This window comes from Streptomyces sp. NPDC058239 (assembly GCF_042882185.1).
Lineage (GTDB): Bacteria > Actinomycetota > Actinomycetes > Streptomycetales > Streptomycetaceae > Streptomyces.
The window spans coordinates 1-13,972 of sequence record NZ_JBHVWS010000082.1 but is presented as its reverse complement, the minus strand read 5'-3'; the positions used below and the strand labels follow the sequence as shown (position 1 = coordinate 13,972).

18 protein-coding genes and 2 pseudogenes are annotated in these 13,972 nt (G+C 67.1%); 6 read left to right on the top strand and 14 right to left on the bottom strand.

Features of this window, described 5'->3' with window-relative positions; translation table 11 throughout:
* Nucleotides 1–2 precede the first annotated feature (2 nt).
* The 3 genes and pseudogenes from ACFVYE_RS43705 to ACFVYE_RS43695 all read right to left on the bottom strand — a co-directional run.
* The gene (locus ACFVYE_RS43705; protein ID WP_389609054.1) at nucleotides 3–1,079 is read right to left on the bottom strand and encodes an integrase; all 1,077 of its coding nucleotides are present in this window, start codon (nucleotides 1,077–1,079) and stop codon (nucleotides 3–5) included.
* A 579-nt stretch (nucleotides 1,080–1,658) separates the two neighbouring features.
* Nucleotides 1,659–1,973, bottom strand: a complete 315-nt coding sequence (locus tag ACFVYE_RS43700; RefSeq protein WP_053706924.1) for a helix-turn-helix transcriptional regulator — start codon at nucleotides 1,971–1,973, stop codon at nucleotides 1,659–1,661.
* A gap of 140 nt (nucleotides 1,974–2,113) precedes the next feature.
* Nucleotides 2,114–2,857 (bottom strand): annotated as a pseudogene (locus ACFVYE_RS43695) (hypothetical protein); the annotation flags it as partial.
* Between the two features lie 401 nt (nucleotides 2,858–3,258).
* Between ACFVYE_RS43695 and ACFVYE_RS43690 the strand changes: the two are divergent.
* The 3 genes from ACFVYE_RS43690 to ACFVYE_RS43680 are packed head-to-tail and all read left to right on the top strand — an operon-like array spanning nucleotide 3,259 to nucleotide 4,665.
* Nucleotides 3,259–3,438 carry a CopG family transcriptional regulator gene (locus ACFVYE_RS43690; RefSeq protein ID WP_344641598.1) on the top strand — a complete coding sequence of 60 codons (180 nt, stop codon included), beginning with the start codon at nucleotides 3,259–3,261 and terminating at the stop codon, nucleotides 3,436–3,438.
* 1 nt (nucleotide 3,439) lies between these two features.
* Entirely contained in the window at nucleotides 3,440–3,784 is a 345-nt protein-coding gene (locus tag ACFVYE_RS43685) for a VOC family protein (protein WP_344641599.1), read from the top strand.
* A gap of 23 nt (nucleotides 3,785–3,807) precedes the next feature.
* Nucleotides 3,808–4,665 (top strand): class I SAM-dependent methyltransferase, encoded by an 858-nt coding sequence (locus tag ACFVYE_RS43680; RefSeq protein WP_389609051.1) that lies wholly within the window; start codon nucleotides 3,808–3,810, stop codon nucleotides 4,663–4,665.
* 97 nt (nucleotides 4,666–4,762) lie between these two features.
* Here the strand turns inward: ACFVYE_RS43680 and ACFVYE_RS43675 are convergent, their stop codons facing one another.
* Nucleotides 4,763–5,365, bottom strand: a complete 603-nt coding sequence (locus tag ACFVYE_RS43675; protein ID WP_389609049.1) for a hypothetical protein — start codon at nucleotides 5,363–5,365, stop codon at nucleotides 4,763–4,765.
* A 145-nt stretch (nucleotides 5,366–5,510) separates the two neighbouring features.
* Here ACFVYE_RS43675 and ACFVYE_RS43670 point away from each other — a divergent pair.
* Nucleotides 5,511–5,657 (top strand): annotated as a pseudogene (locus tag ACFVYE_RS43670) (ATP-binding protein); the annotation flags it as partial.
* A gap of 65 nt (nucleotides 5,658–5,722) precedes the next feature.
* Here the strand turns inward: ACFVYE_RS43670 and ACFVYE_RS43665 are convergent.
* From ACFVYE_RS43665 to ACFVYE_RS43655, 3 genes are all read right to left on the bottom strand, one after another.
* On the bottom strand, nucleotides 5,723–6,058 hold the full coding sequence (locus ACFVYE_RS43665) for a hypothetical protein (RefSeq protein ID WP_389609047.1): 336 nt from the start codon (nucleotides 6,056–6,058) through the stop codon (nucleotides 5,723–5,725).
* A 304-nt stretch (nucleotides 6,059–6,362) separates the two neighbouring features.
* Complete coding sequence (locus ACFVYE_RS43660) at nucleotides 6,363–6,548, bottom strand: hypothetical protein (RefSeq protein WP_389609045.1); 186 nt, start codon at nucleotides 6,546–6,548, stop codon at nucleotides 6,363–6,365.
* A 260-nt stretch (nucleotides 6,549–6,808) separates the two neighbouring features.
* The gene (locus tag ACFVYE_RS43655; RefSeq protein ID WP_389609043.1) at nucleotides 6,809–7,432 is read right to left on the bottom strand and encodes a DUF6000 family protein; all 624 of its coding nucleotides are present in this window, start codon (nucleotides 7,430–7,432) and stop codon (nucleotides 6,809–6,811) included.
* A 206-nt stretch (nucleotides 7,433–7,638) separates the two neighbouring features.
* Between ACFVYE_RS43655 and ACFVYE_RS43650 the strand changes: the two genes are divergently transcribed.
* A complete protein-coding gene (locus tag ACFVYE_RS43650) occupies nucleotides 7,639–7,953 on the top strand; it encodes a barstar family protein (protein ID WP_389609090.1) in 315 nt (104 codons plus the stop codon).
* Nucleotides 7,954–7,959: 6 nt separating this feature from the next.
* Here ACFVYE_RS43650 and ACFVYE_RS43645 read toward each other — a convergent pair whose 3' ends face one another.
* The 3 genes from ACFVYE_RS43645 to ACFVYE_RS43635 form a co-directional block, all read right to left on the bottom strand.
* Nucleotides 7,960–8,484, bottom strand: coding sequence for a hypothetical protein (locus tag ACFVYE_RS43645; RefSeq protein ID WP_389609041.1), 525 nt, complete (start codon nucleotides 8,482–8,484; stop codon nucleotides 7,960–7,962).
* Between the two features lie 70 nt (nucleotides 8,485–8,554).
* Nucleotides 8,555–8,851 (bottom strand): DNA/RNA non-specific endonuclease, encoded by a 297-nt coding sequence (locus ACFVYE_RS43640; protein WP_389609088.1) that lies wholly within the window; start codon nucleotides 8,849–8,851, stop codon nucleotides 8,555–8,557.
* A 53-nt stretch (nucleotides 8,852–8,904) separates the two neighbouring features.
* Nucleotides 8,905–9,258: a hypothetical protein gene (locus tag ACFVYE_RS43635; protein ID WP_382301667.1), complete on the bottom strand. Its 354-nt coding sequence runs from the start codon at nucleotides 9,256–9,258 to the stop codon at nucleotides 8,905–8,907.
* Nucleotides 9,259–9,665: 407 nt separating this feature from the next.
* Between ACFVYE_RS43635 and ACFVYE_RS43630 the strand changes: the two genes are divergently transcribed.
* Complete coding sequence (locus tag ACFVYE_RS43630) at nucleotides 9,666–10,898, top strand: IS4 family transposase (RefSeq protein WP_389609039.1); 1,233 nt, start codon at nucleotides 9,666–9,668, stop codon at nucleotides 10,896–10,898.
* Between the two features lie 200 nt (nucleotides 10,899–11,098).
* Here the strand turns inward: ACFVYE_RS43630 and ACFVYE_RS43625 are convergent, their stop codons facing one another.
* From ACFVYE_RS43625 to ACFVYE_RS43610, 4 genes are all read right to left on the bottom strand, one after another.
* Nucleotides 11,099–11,263, bottom strand: coding sequence for a hypothetical protein (locus tag ACFVYE_RS43625; RefSeq protein WP_389609037.1), 165 nt, complete (start codon nucleotides 11,261–11,263; stop codon nucleotides 11,099–11,101).
* Nucleotides 11,264–11,535: 272 nt separating this feature from the next.
* The gene (locus ACFVYE_RS43620; protein WP_389609035.1) at nucleotides 11,536–12,255 is read right to left on the bottom strand and encodes an SGNH/GDSL hydrolase family protein; all 720 of its coding nucleotides are present in this window, start codon (nucleotides 12,253–12,255) and stop codon (nucleotides 11,536–11,538) included.
* The gene (locus tag ACFVYE_RS43615) at nucleotides 12,252–12,719 is read right to left on the bottom strand and encodes a cupin domain-containing protein (protein ID WP_389609033.1); all 468 of its coding nucleotides are present in this window, start codon (nucleotides 12,717–12,719) and stop codon (nucleotides 12,252–12,254) included. The genes ACFVYE_RS43620 and ACFVYE_RS43615 overlap by 4 nt, the downstream gene beginning before the upstream one ends.
* 83 nt (nucleotides 12,720–12,802) lie before the next feature.
* Complete coding sequence (locus tag ACFVYE_RS43610) at nucleotides 12,803–13,639, bottom strand: helix-turn-helix domain-containing protein (protein ID WP_389609031.1); 837 nt, start codon at nucleotides 13,637–13,639, stop codon at nucleotides 12,803–12,805.
* Nucleotides 13,640–13,972 lie beyond the last annotated feature (333 nt).

Below are 13,972 nucleotides of genomic sequence, written 5' to 3'. Positions count from 1 at the left end.
GGTCAGTCGTTGGCCTCCGCCCACTCTGCCAAGCGGGTCTCATCAATGCGGTCGGACAGATAGTTCATGGCGGCCTCGGGGTCCATGCCGAAGGCGGCGGCGACGAGTTTGGGGTCCATGGTGTTGACCAGGTCGAGCAGTCGAGTGCAGCGGATCATGCGAGGTGGGAAGCCGCAGGCGTCGAGGACGTGACTGACATAGGCAGTGGACGCCGGGCCCCGGCCGGACTTCGTCTGGCGGGTGACCATCACATGCGGGTTGTCCGTCCCCTGGTCTTCACGGTGGGCCAGACAGCGTTCCACTGCCGCCCAAGACGGCGGATCCAAGGGGACCGGATGCGGGCGGTCGCCGAGCCAGGCGGTCCGGGAGCGAAAGTCGAGGTCAACGGCCTGCAGCATCTTGACCTCGCGGCTTGAGGCGCCGTGCAGCAGAGCGAGCATGCCCAGTAGGGCCTCGTGCGGGTGGACAGCCGGATCCGTTGTCCAGCGGCGGAACAGCTCTCGTTGCTGGTCAAGTGTCAGCGTCGCGCCAGTGAAGCCGCTCGGTCCTCGGGCAGTCAGACCGCAGGCAGGGTCGACGAGGACGATCTTCCGGGACCGCGCGAAGCGGAAAAACTGTCCGAGCACCACCAGTCGACGCTTTCGGTCCTTGGGCGACCTGGCCAGGAAAGCTTCGAGATCGTGCACGTCGGTCAGTGCCCAGTCCTGCTTGCAGCGCTCGCCGGCGAGGAACAGGGCGAGGTCACGCACGATGGCCAGTGCGGCTTCGATGGTGGTATCGGTGCGGGGCAGCGTTCCGGCACGCCGGGATCGCTCACGCGAGCGGATCATGAAGTCGGAGAAGGCCTCCACCGAAGCTCGCAGCGGGCCGGGGACCGCGAGGACCCGGCGTTGTCGGCGGCTGGCCGCGAGCCGCTCGGCCTGGTCTGTGGCCATGGCCAGACCGCGACTGGTGAAGAAGGTTTCCAGGGCACGAGCGAGGGAGCCCATCGAACGGCCCGGGTGGCGGGAGCGTTCGAGCACGGACTGGGGGAGGTTGGGCTGGCCGTCCCGAAGAAGCCGCCCCAGGGAGGTGATCATCGTGCAGGCCCGGCCGACGGAGTACTTTGCGGCGAGGTCTGTCGTGAAGTCCTGCAGCCAGCCGGGGGGATTGTCGAGTTCGGCAATGAGGTGCTCGGCCCGGACGAAGGGGCGATCGGGGTGACGCTGCCAGCAGGCCGAGCACAGTCCAAGCCCTGCGTGCTTCCGTACTCTGCCGCATTGCTCACAGGCCCGAGGCGGCTGTTTGGCCTGCCGGGGACGCGAGCAGTGCCCGCACCAGCCGGTGTCCTCGCGCAGATATCCGGGCCGGCTGCAACGAGGGCATGGATCCTTGGCGGCGTTGCGTTCGGACTCCCGCAGGCAAGTGCGGCAGAGAGCGGAAGATTTGCTCCGCACTGGGTGTCCGCATGCGGTGCATACGCGTGAGCAGGTGATGCACCGACCAGTGTCCGCCTGGAGGACGCGCTGCTGGCCGCACCGGGGACAAGCGGCCCGTTTCGCGGCCTCTCTCTGTTGGGCAGTGCAGCGGCAGCAGTAGTGCCGGTCGATGAAGCCGACCGAGGCTCCGCAGCCGATGCAGTCGCTCTGTTTGACGCCCACGATGCCGCCCTCTCCGGGTCAAAGAGGAGGCATCGAACGGCCCCGCGCGGAGACTGCCTTCGGCAGATCGGCGACCGGCCGAATCGGGGCCGCGGGACGTTCGACGGGGGTGGTGTCGACCTCGAACAGGTCGTTCGGGGTGCAGTCCAGCGCGGTGCACAACGCGATCAGAGTGGACATCTTCACCTGGGAGGGCTCTTTGCTGAACAGCGCAGACACCGAGGCGGAGGACATTTGCAGCCCGGCACGTTCCGCCAGCAGCCGCTGCAGCTGGGTGCCGGTCCAGACCTCGCGCTGAGCGGCGGCCATCCGCAAACGCCATCGGATCTTCATGCCGAGCTGTCCCTCTCGGCGGTCAGTTCGCCGAGCGTGGTGGTCACCGCACGGCGATAGGCATCCTCGATGAACGTCGCGGAAGGACGGACGTATCTCATGGTCGAACTGACCGTCCAATGACCAAGAAGCTGCTGGATTGCCACCAAATCCACACCACGCTCGTAGTTATGGGTCGCGCAGGCCCTCCGCAGGGCATGCGGACTGAACCGGTCGCCGGGCGGCCTTCGAGTTCCATCAGATAGCGCAAACGGTTGCGGATCGTCCCGCGGTGCAGACTGCCTCCGGACTCGTCCGCAAACAGCACCGGTGAGTCGGGGAACTTCCCGCGGACGTCGTCGAGGAACCAGCGCAGGACAAGGTCGAGCCCGTCCAGCATCGGCACCCAGCGCGGCCGGGGCCCGGAGGTGCGGGCGCCTTTGCCGAACCGGACGTGGAGTTTCCCGAACGGTCCCCGCGTGAAGTGGAGGTCCGGGCGGTCCAGAAGCGACATCTCTTCGGACCTCAGGCCGGCGTGATAGAGGGTTCGAAACATCGCATAGTCCCGGGCGGCGGGTCCGTACTTGCGGGCGGTGTCGGCGTACGGCCTCAGCTCCCCAGGTGCGTACAGACGAACGTCCCCAGCTGTCAGGCCACCTCGGTGTCTCGCTGAGTGGTCGGCTCCGGAAGTCCTTCGGGGGTTGACGGCGGAGGTGGGGCTGTGGCTGGCGTCTGGTCAGATGTCGAGGACGGCGAGGTGGAGCCGGCAGGCACAGTCGAGTGCGTCTGCGGCGGCTCCCATGGGGCGGCCGGTGGGCACCAGGGAGTCCTCGTAGCGATCGCTGCTGGCGTAGTAGGGGGGCGAATCCCCATCTGCCGACGGCGCCGGTGTAGCGCAGGCGCATCAGCTTGCCCCGTTCGCCGTCGGCCAGTTCGGCCTCCACGCAGGCGAAGGCTCCGTGGTGGCGGACATGCAGCTGCTCCAGCTGCGGCCAGGCGGGTGCGGGCGTGCTCACCGCCTCCACCGTGCGCCGCCGGCGATCACCCGGGCCACCGGCCTGCCGCACGCCGTGCCTTGCCCGTTGCCGCCGCCCGCCGCGCGCATCCGCAGCCGGCTCCCGGACGGCGTCGGCCAGTTACCCGGCGACCTGCCCGAGGTTTCCCCGCTGCGGCACCTGCTCCTCGGGGACTGGCGCGGTGGTAAGCACCAGGTTGACGCGGAGCACCAGCCGCAGCACCTCGGGATCGCGCCCAGTCTTGGTCGGGCTATCTTGCTAGCATGCTAGCAACGAGTTAGCCTGGTCTCGTGGGCGATGAGGAAGTCAAGCAGTTCAACGTGTACCTGCCGATCGGGCTGATCAAGCAGGTGAAGTACCGCGCCATCGAGTCGGGCATGTCGCTGTCGGCACTGGTCGCCGAGGCGCTGCGTGCCTACCTCGACGACGCCCATGGGCAAGAGAGCCAATCGACCGAGAAGGAGGCCTGACATGGCGACCGAGGGAATCGAGGCCCTGTTCCTGGAGACCCACAACTGGGGCAAGGCGGCACGTTTCTTCCAGGCGCTGGGCTACGACCTGGAGTTCGAGACGGGCCACAGCTCCGGCCAACTCCGCAACGGCGACGGTCCCTACGTCTTCATCGCGGAGGTCCCCGAGGACCGGGAGCCTCAGGTGCAGGTCGTGCTGAAGGTGCCGGACGCGGACGCGTTCCGTGCCGATCCGTCCGTCGAGGTGGTCACGCCGTTCGAGGACACCCACTTCGGGACCAGGTTGATGACGGTCCGTGACCCCGACGGGCGGCTGTGGAGCCTCCAGGCTCCGGTCAAGAACTGACTGCGACGGAGAAGGGGAACACCATGGCAGACGAAGCGACCGCGGCGCCGGACGGCACCGCGGTGCGGACCGCCCTCTGGCGGGCGATGCACGTCCAGGTCGACCGGCCGCCCCACGTGTTCGAGGACGAGATCGGCCTGGAGCTGGCGGCCCCCGACGGCGACTGGCGCCACCGGCCCGACATGGACCCGCACCTCACCAGCGGGTTCCGGGCGGCCATGGCAGCCCGCGCCCGGTTCATCGAGGACCTGGTCATCGAGCAGGCCGACCGCGGCGTCACCCAGTACGTCATCCTGGGAGCCGGGCTGGACACCTTCGCCCAACGCAGGCCGGAGACCGCCTCCCGCCTGCGGGTCTTCGAGGTCGACCAGCCCGGCCCGCAGGCGTGGAAGCGCCGTCGGTTGGTCGAACTGGGATACGGCATCCCCGACTGGCTGCAGCTGGTGCCGGTCGACTTCGAGGCGAGCGAGGACTGGCTGAAGAAGCTGGTTGCCGTCGGCTTCGACCCCGGTCGGCCGACGTTCATCGCGTCCACCGGCGTCACCATGTACCTCACCGAGGACGCCACCGCGGCCACCCTGCGCCAGATCGCCGGGCTCGCCCCCGGCTCCACACTCGCGATGACCTTCCTCCTACCGCACGACCTGCTCGACGAGGCCGACCGCCCCGGCCTGCGGGCGAGCAGGGAAGGTGCGCGAGCGTCCGGAACGCCGTTCATCAGCTTCTACACCTCGGAGGAGATGCTAGCCCTCGCCCGCGAATCCGGTTTCGCGGACGCCCGACACGTGTCGGGGGCTTCGCACGCCGGGCGCTACTTCGCCGATCGCACCGACGGCCTTCGCCCGTCGACCGGAGAGGACATGCTGCTCGCCACCACCTGACCCTCGTCGACTCGTCGAATCGGGCAAGGACGGTCCAGCCAGTCGTCCGCCTCAGCGGCGGCCTGGGACCCGACGGCGATGCCGTCGGGTCCTTTCATCACGTGGCCTCACCGACCAAGCAGCAGAGTGCCGGGGAAGGGTCCTCGACACACATCAAGAAGTGGCCACGTTCATCCGTACGTGGCTGGGGACGTTCAGCTGTACGCCGACAGGCGGTGGCGATCCGGGCCTTGAGGAAGTCGAAGAACTCCGCAACCCGCTCTGGGGTCGGCGGCGGCAGCTGGGCCGGAGAGTCATCGCCGACATGCCGGGACGCATTGAACTCATCGACTGGGCAGACCAGGCGGACACCGAACCCGGCTTCGATCTCGACGGCCTTGCGGACCTGCAGGAACCGGTGGAAGCCCTTGAAGATCTGCACGTACTCGCGCCGGGTCGAGGCGGCTCGCCCGGCAAGAGCCAGGTCGCCGACGACACGGTCGATGTCTTCGGGAGTGACGTCCCATGCGGGCCGGCCCAGCGCGGTGAGCGTCCGTTCCAGCAGGCTGATGTCGTTCTCGACCGTCACCGGACTGAACCCACGGGCCCGCCATGAGGCAACGAACGCCTCAACGCAGTCGGCCTGAAACTCCCAGGGATCGGCGGACACCGGCTCCAGCAGGACGGCACCGCCCTGGACCACCCTCAACTGGGATGCCACCGGCACACCTTCCTCGCACCTGACCGATCAAGGCAGCACCTGGAGAATCCGGGTGCCACCACGGAGACCAACGAGGACAGCAGAAGATGGATACGGGCCGGTGGCAGCGGCGATCCACGAAAAGGAACATGTGCCAGCCCCAGATGGCTGGACCAAGACCTTCACCGACCCCCGCCTCTGCGCAGCCATCGTCGACCGTCTCACCTTCGGCGGCAACATCATCGAAACCGGGACCGACTCCTACCGGCTCGCCACCACCCGAGCACGCGCTGAACAGCAGAGCATCAGCTGACGACACGTTCCGATCCCATCCTCGGCGCGGTGGACGGTCGCCGGCACAGAAGCACGGGCCTGTTGTCAGGCGGGACGGCAGGCCTCGCAGACATGGTTGTCGATCGCGGCCACCAAGCCCTGAGCCGCTGCCTGCACGGCGACATCCCTGTCACCAGCCAGCCTGTCCGCCAGGCTCCTACCATCGAGCACTGCTCGGTGAGCGGCGTATTGAACGTCGAGCCGTGGAGGATTCGCCTGTTCGAGGATCGTCCGCAGCAGCTGGATCACATCGGCGCGGCTTGCGACAGAGTCAGTCACCGCGAGATCCCACAGGAACGGAACTGCCTCGGCAGTCGCGTCGAAGACAGACAGCTCACCGAGCCACAGCCCAAGATCACTCAACGCTGAAGCGCTGGTCACCGCGTCGCCCCACGCCACCCGTGACAGCCGGCCCGGAACCTCTTCCGCTGATCCATACGCGTGCGTCAGCTCGTGCCACCGAACGCGGCTCACGCCCTTGAGTATCGTCCCCACCGCGCACCCCAGTTCTAGTCCCCACCTGCGACGCCGAGCGCCCCCATTTCACCTCACGGAACACATCGACCGCGAGCCTGGCCCCCGAAACACTGACCCGGGCGTTCCCAGAACTCGCCAACATTTCACCCACCGCCGAGCCCCGAACGCTCTCCAAACCCACCTACATACGTTCCGCGTTCTCACTTACCTAGCCAGGACGGCCGTTCTTCACGCTTCGAGGTGGGCCGGTGAACCCCAGCACCAGGGCGTCGACCGTGTCCGCGTGCCGAACCTTCAACCACCGACGCTGACCTGACAGCGGATAGCCCGCCCCACCACGTTTGCAGGCGATCCCCTCGATGCCCTGCTCGCGCAGGGCGTCGTACCAGAGCACGGCGACGTCCCGGTCGCCGGCACGGCCTGGACCGGCGGCTTGACAACTGCGAGGAGCTCCAGGAGCAAGGCGCGTACGCGACGTCGGCTGGGCGCGGTAGCTCGGCTCAGCGTCCTTCCGGTCCCGTAGGCCTGGTGTCGTCGCAGTACCGCGGCGGGCTGACGCGCTCTTGAACAGGGGGACGACGCCAAGGGCGTCGTCCCCCTGCCCCGCCGCTAACGTCACAGGGCGGAGAACAGTAGCGCTGTCTGATGAAGAGCTCAGTGCCTGGTTTTCATTACTGCAAAGAGTTCAGCGCACTCGCTGACGAAGGAACAGAGCTGATCCACGACCTGCCGGTACTCCTGCGGATCCCGCACCACGTTCGGCGTGGCATCGACCCACTGCTGCCACAGGCCACCGGCGGCAAGGAATGGGGCTGCTCGCTCAGTCCCAAGGACGGCATCGAGGTGAAGCAGCGTGCTGAGAACCGCGGTCTGGTCCCAGACGAGGTCAGGTTGAGGCAAGTAGCGATCAAGATATCTGCAGACCAGATCGGCGTCCGCGCTGGTGCCGAAGGCGGCAAGAGCGATGCAAAAGGCCCCCTGGTAGGGGCCTCCGCTGGCCAGCAGGAGTTCGCCGATGCGGCTGCGGAACTCGGTCCTGCCGGCCACGGCAACCAGCCAGGAGGCAGTCCTGCACTCCCGCCACCCGCCCTCGAAAAGGATGCCGAGTTCAGCGGGAGTGATCTCCCCGGCAGCCTGAACCAACTCCCTCACGAACAACTCGCGCTCAGGCCCACTCAACCGCAGCAAGCTTCCACCCAGCCGCATGTACCGCCGGCCAGGCGCGACGAATCGTCGGCCCAGCTCCCTGAGCTCGGGATCGGTGTTGGGATAGCGCATGGCTGCATTTTTTCCCGGCGAAGACCCAGCTGCCAGCGGTTTACCCAGAACCTTGTGGGAGCTCTCACTCCCCTGACCAGACAATCCTCACCTGGTGACCAGTCAATCCTCATGACGGCCCCCCGCATGAGCGGCCAGCGCCCGGACCGCTCCGGCGGGACCCATCATCTTGACGGCAAGTTCGTCACCGCCGTGCCTGGCCCTCACTGCGCGATGGCAGAGGCCCTTGTGGGCCCGGGGGCTACTTCGGCCGGGAGTGGAACGCGTTCAAGGACTGCCTGGGTGGTGGTTTCGGCGTGGCCCTGCCCTTCACCCTGATCTGGCACCATTCGGACGTAGCGCGCCAAGCGCTGGCAGGTGTCGTCTCGGACCCTGATGAGGGGCTCTCCTATTTCGAGGACATCATTCGGCTGCTCAACCGCTGCGGTGTAACCGTTGTTCTTCAGCTGAAGGAAGCAGGCCCCGACGCCATCACCCACTACGGGTCGACCCTTGCGCTCAAGGCACCCTCAGTATTTTGAGCCCCTTTAGCCGACGGAGACTACGGGTTCAGGCCCTGGAAAGTTCGGAGGGAGCCCATGCAGTACGGCCGTCCCGGAGCACAGCCAGGCGAGATAGCTCGAGAGGCTGCCCTCGTAGTGGAACCAGTCGTCATTCCGCCCAGCCACAACAACTGTCCATTCGTTGGGCTGCCCTTCTGTACGCCAGTGGAACTCGTCCCCGTCTACCGAGCCGCCCCACCGCAGCAACCCTCCCGATTCCGGGAACACAGGGTAGCCACCGAGCATTCCCTTCTGCGCCATACCCTCGGCACCGGCGAGATCCTCTCTCGCCCCCTCGACGAATCCCGATTCGCCTCCTGGGGCCGGCGACGTCACAGTGAGGAATTGCCCGATCTCCAGCCGAGGGTACGACTCCGCCAAAGCGATGTAGTCGTCTGGCAGCCCAGTCCCCAGCCCGTCGAAGACCACCTGCCAGTCGATGCGCCGTGGAACCTCGAGACGCTGCGCCACCAGCCCCGGCAGCACAGCCTCTAGGGATTCGATACTCAACAGCCACCCCCATTTACGTTCTTGTTGTCTACCCGCACACTGAACAGTTTACGGGTTGGCGTCGATGCCGTCATGGTGATCGCAGTCGGCCGGTCCACGTTCGGATTGCACCGTATGTGACAGGTTCCGTGGCGAGGGCTTCCGCCATCCTGTTCTCGCACGTTTTCATTCCGCTCACATTGAAGCGTCGGTAACCCGTGAAGATGTTTTCCGGAATGTTTACCCCGTGGAATCTGTCTCCAATGATGTGAGACCGGTTGAAGAGGGGATTGCCTTGTGAGTCTTCCTCACCGACGGGGAACCCCTGCGGGGTGTAAACATCTCCTGGGCTGCGCGAATTCGGAGGCTTGAGGTCGCTGAGGCACATAAGGGCCGTCGCCCCTGTAGCGTTCCCGCATTGGCCTCGATCCACCGATGTGCTCACCACCCTGGGACCGTGACCCCTGCCGCCGCGAACGGGTCCAGCAGCACCCGGTACTGCTCCTCCGTCAGTTTCGTACGCTTGCAGACAGCGCGCGCGGCGATCGAGCAGGCGGGTTTGATGTCGAAGCAGAGGTGCGGGCGGAAGGCGTCCAGTTCGTGGGTGCGGCGGAGGAGAGCAGTGCGGACGGCACGTTCGATCGCGGAGTTCTCAGACGCGGAGACCCTGGTCGCACGGCTGGCATCGCGGCCGCCCCGGCTCCAGCGATCAAGGGAGTCCTCGTACAACGCTGCGAGCGCCGCCGGCGGCAGAGCCGTGGACTCCTCAATGAACCGTGCGGTGGCTGCCTCCATGCCCCGTCCCTCCCAGATCTCGGCCAGGGCACCCACACTACGGCCCGGATCGGACAGCCCACACCACTCCCAGCACACCAACTACCACCCCCGAAACGACACATCGCTTGGGCGGGTCGGCACACGGCACGGGCCCGGTCCTCCGGCAGTTCGGAGGACCGGGCCCGCTATGGGCGCCGAGGACGACGCCCGCCCACTATCGTCACGACGAGGAGAGCCACCCCGAGCACGACTGTGGCGATTCCGGTGGCAAGGAAGCCCCCTGAGGACTGCCCCATACGAGAAACCATGATCAGCAGGACGCCGACGATGACGAGCATGATCATGTGACGGCGATACCGTGCCAACTGAGCCATCATTAGCCTCAATACCGGTAACTTAGGGGCATTCCGGTCGTTGTTGTTGGTATGCCAAGAGCGGGACAGCTGAAGTCATCTGGTGAGCGTCTGTCGGACCGGGTCGCGGTCGGGGTGTTGACACAGGCTTTTCCTCCGGAGCTTGTGGACGAGGTGTTGGCGGATACGGGCCGGATACAGCAGCGGAACCGGCTGTTGCCGGCCCGGCTGGTGGTCTACTTCGTGTTGGCGATGTGCCTGTTCTCGGGGCAGAGCTATGAGGAGGTCGCCCGGCTGCTGACCACGGGTTTGCGGGGTGCGCGGTGTTGGCGTGCGTCGTGGGCGGTGCCGAGCACGGCTGCGATCTGGAAAGCCAGGTCCCGGTTGGGTGTGGCGCCGCTGCGGCAGCTGTTCGCGCGGGTGTGCCGTCCGGTCGCCACATCGGACACTCAGGGTGCTTTCTACCGCGACTGGCGGCTGACCGCGATCGACGGCACCACGTTCGACCTGCCTGACACGAAGGCGAACGTGGAGGTGTTCGGCCGTCCGCCGCGCTCCGGTCGGGGTGAACAGAACGTCGGCTGCCCGCAGTTGCGCATGGTCGGTCTGGTGGAGTGCGGCACCCATGCCGTCTTCGACGCTGCGATCGGTGCTCTGCGCACCGGAGAGCAGACTCTGGCCCGGGCGGTCCTGCCGTCCCTGCGGCCGGGGATGATGCTGCTGGCCGACCGTGGCTTCTACGGCGTGGACCTGTGGCGTACAGCCGCGGCAACTGGGGCGGACCTGCTGTGGCGAGTCCGCAAAGACCTGGTGCTGCCCGTGGTCGAGCAACTGCCGGACGGCTCCTACCTCACGGAGATCTTCGACCGGAGCGACATCCACCACACCCGTCGCGGGGTGCCGGTACGCGCGGTGGAGTACACCATCGCCGGCCACGAGGGTGTCTACCGCCTCATCACCACGATCCTCGACCCGGGCAAGGCCCCAGCCGCGGAACTGGCCGCCCTCTACGCCCAGCGATGGGAGTTCGAGTCCACCCTCGACGAAATCAAGACCCACCTTGGTGGGCCACGCCTGGTGCTGCGTTCACAGCACCCTGAGGGAGCCGAGCAGGAACTCTTCGGCTTCCTGCTCGTCCACCACGCCATCCGACACCTGATGCACCAGGCCGCACGACAAGGCGATCACGATCCCGACCGGATCTCCTTCACCCGCTCACTGCGCGTCGTGCGCCGCCAGGTCACCGACCAGGCGGCGTTTTCCCCCCGGCAGACTCACCCGCGCAATCAAAGCCACCCACACTGAACTCCTCGAGCGCCTCCTGCCACCACGACGCCGCCGATCCAACCCCCGCGTCATCAAACGCAAAATCGCCAGCTGGCCCCTCAAACGCGCAGCCCACCACGTTGCAGACCACCCACGCGCCCCAGTCATCACCATCGTCAATGCCACCAAACCCAAACGGGTCAAGCGGACAACAACGCCCTAAGTTACCGGTATTGTCATTAGCCTCGCCGTTTCGGTTGGGCTGAGGCGACTGCGTTGATCATCAACTGTTGGGGGGCCTCGAAGACGACCAGGTCCTCGATCCCGGCCTCGTCCAGGACGAGGTCCTGGCGGGCGGTGGACTGCTGGTCGGTCGAGACCCGCTTGTAGACGAGGTTCGCCACCCGGAGTGCCCTTTCACGGGGGTCGATACTGGTGGACTCTCGTAATCAACTGTCGCCAGTTCCCCGTGGAACCCGACTTGCCGGTGACCGTGTGTAATCCCCAGCGGCGGTATCGGCTCCAGGTCCCGCCGGTCTCGTTGAGCAGGTGGGTGATGGTTTTGTCGTGGTAGCCGAGAGCGTTTGAGATGGGCCGGTGTCAGTCCGGTCGTCGTTGCCTCCCCCGGTAGGGGTGGGAACCGAATACGCAGGAAAGGGGCCGCCGCCGGAACCGGCTACGTGCTCCGGGTCGGCAGACAGGTGTCGATGACCTCGGCGACAAGGGCGGCGCCGCGGCTGTTCTGGTGGATGTGGTCGGTCGTGAGCACGAGACCTCGGCGCCGCGAGATCGTGTCGAAGCTGCGGCGCAGCACGGCGTGCCGGACGAGGACGCCGACGCCTGCCGCGGGCGTCAGCTCCCGGTACGGGATCGGCGGCGGGTCCGCTTGGCGTAGTTCCTCGATCTGGCGTTCGTGGAGCGGGAGGTAGGTCGCCTCGTTGGTGGTGGCAACCTCGGCGATCATCCGGCTGTACGCCTGCGATGCCTGCGCCGCCGCTCCGTCGAGTTGTTGGCCGAGGACCGGGAGCGACAGCAGACCGATCGTCGCGTCGGTCTCCGTTCGCAGCCGTTCGACGACGGCTCCCAGGCACTGCTGGAACCAGCCGGCCGACGGGCGCTCGGGGAGTTGCTTGCGCTTCATGGCCCGCTCAACGGGGTAGCCGACGAGGCTCGCTCGGGCGTCGTTGGTCCCAATCAACACGGTGATCACGTCGGGCGGGTCCGCGACGACGGCATCGAGGCGCCGCGAGAGGTTGTAGGCGAAGTCGCCGTTGGCGCCGAAGCGGGCGAGCCGCACGTCGCCGGAAGGGTGGCGTCGTTCGAGAAGGTCCAGGTAGTCGACGCTGAGCTGCGCACGGGTGAGGCTGTCGCCGAGGCACGCGACGCGTGTCGTCACGGCGCTTGCGGGCCGGGCGTGCCGACGTGCTCGGTCGGGCGGGTGTCGGTCCGGGGTCGGTGGTCGGTGCCGAGGCCGGCGGTGATGGTCAGGATGGACGCCGGCCCCGCCATGTCGACCGCGTGCCATGCTCCGGCCGGGTTGACGGTGGCCTCGCCCGGCCCGAGCACAACGCGGTCGGGCACCCCGTCCACGTCGCGGGTGACCGTCACCGACCCGCTGAGGCAGACGACCAGTTCGTCGCCGGCGGGGTGGCGCTCCCAATGGTCGCCGAGGCCGTCGCCGTCGAAGATCGTCACCATCCGGCCCTCGGCGCCGTCCGCCGCGACCGCGGCACTGTAGGCCTGGAGCACCTCCGGGTCCCAGGCGAAGCCCTCGACGGGTTTCGCTCTCGATCCCAGCCCGAGGTGCACGGGGGTGGTCCGCAGGTCGATGGCGTTGCGTTCGTAGTTGACGAGTCTCATGCCGACGATCGTCACAGGACGGCGAGCGGGTGGTCTTGAAAGAAAGGGAACGGAAGCCGACGCGACGGGCAGCCGGTCGGCGACTACCCGGTCCCGAGGAGGACTTCGCTGCGACGCCAGGCCGTCGGCGATCGGCCCGTGAACTCGCGCCAGTCCCGAACGAGATGGGCCTGGTCGGCGTAGCCGGAGACGGTCGCCACACCGGCCCACGGGAGCGGGTCGTGCGCCGTCGCCAGTTCGTGCGCGTGCTCGAAGCGTAGAACTCGGGCGAAGGTCTTCGGCGACAGACCCACCTCACCGCGAAACCGCTCGGTGAGATACCGACGGCTCCAGCCCAGTTCTGCGGCGACCGCCCCAACCTGGACGCGGCCCCGAGCGGCGACGAGGCGGCGCCAGGCCTCGGCCACCTCGAGGCGTACCGGGGGGACGCGGTCGCCGCCAGCGCTGCGGCCGACGGCTCGCAGGAGCAACTCGTCCAGCGCGGCGAACCGCGCGGCCCATGTCGTCGCCGCTCGGAGCCGGTCGACCAGCTCGACGCCAAGCGCTCCGAGAAGCTCGTCGAGTGGGACCAGTCGGTGGGCGAGCACAGCGGCGGGCATGCCGTAGACGGCCCGAGCCCCGAGCGGTGTCAGCGACACCTGCACGCCTTGCTGGCGTCCGTCATGGTGAATCGCGACGGACCGGCACATCAGACCGCCGGCCACGCTGCCGAATCGGGTGACCGGTGACCCGTCGTCAACGCCCGCCGCCACCTCCAAAGGATCTGACAGGCTGATCACCGCAGTGAGCACGCGGCCCGGCGGACCGCAGTGCACCCCCGCCGGGAACCCGCGAAGGTCGAAACCGAAATACGAGCCGACGTACCGTCGCAAGGCGGGCGCCGGACGTGCATCGACCCTGGTGGCCGTATGGTCTTCCACCCTCGTCAGTGTACGAACCGGCGCTCTACTGGTGGACTCTCGTAATCAACTGTCGCTGCGATGTACCGCCTTCATGACAGTGAGCCACCTGTAAATGCACCGCTCCACGTCAGCCACCGAGACACAAAGCACCACCTCGTGTCAGCAGCCAGCCGTCGCCATAAGCCAGAGACCTGCAAGAAGACGCCCACCTGATCAACCGTCACTGCCACCAGCTCACCGACATGTGTGAACAGCCTGAGCTTGTTCCGCTTTGGCGGACACCTTTGGTGTGGTGGTCAGGCTGCGAGTGCGGTCTCGTACTCGGCGGGGCTGAGGTAGCCGAGGCTGCTG

Bases quoted from the DNA above. Each gene is read 5' to 3' on its own strand.
- ACFVYE_RS43705 (WP_389609054.1), bottom strand. From the start codon at position 1,079: ATGATCACCTCCCTGGGGCGGCTTCTTCGGGACGGCCAGCCCAACCTC.
- ACFVYE_RS43700 (WP_053706924.1), bottom strand. From the start codon at position 1,973: ATGAAGATCCGATGGCGTTTGCGGATGGCCGCCGCTCAGCGCGAGGTC.
- ACFVYE_RS43685 (WP_344641599.1), top strand. From the start codon at position 3,440: ATGGCGACCGAGGGAATCGAGGCCCTGTTCCTGGAGACCCACAACTGG.
- ACFVYE_RS43680 (WP_389609051.1), top strand. From the start codon at position 3,808: ATGGCAGACGAAGCGACCGCGGCGCCGGACGGCACCGCGGTGCGGACC.
- ACFVYE_RS43655 (WP_389609043.1), bottom strand. From the start codon at position 7,432: ATGCGCTATCCCAACACCGATCCCGAGCTCAGGGAGCTGGGCCGACGA.
- ACFVYE_RS43640 (WP_389609088.1), bottom strand. From the start codon at position 8,851: ATGTGCCTCAGCGACCTCAAGCCTCCGAATTCGCGCAGCCCAGGAGAT.
- ACFVYE_RS43635 (WP_382301667.1), bottom strand. From the start codon at position 9,258: ATGGAGGCAGCCACCGCACGGTTCATTGAGGAGTCCACGGCTCTGCCG.
- ACFVYE_RS43630 (WP_389609039.1), top strand. From the start codon at position 9,666: ATGCCAAGAGCGGGACAGCTGAAGTCATCTGGTGAGCGTCTGTCGGAC.
- ACFVYE_RS43615 (WP_389609033.1), bottom strand. From the start codon at position 12,719: ATGAGACTCGTCAACTACGAACGCAACGCCATCGACCTGCGGACCACC.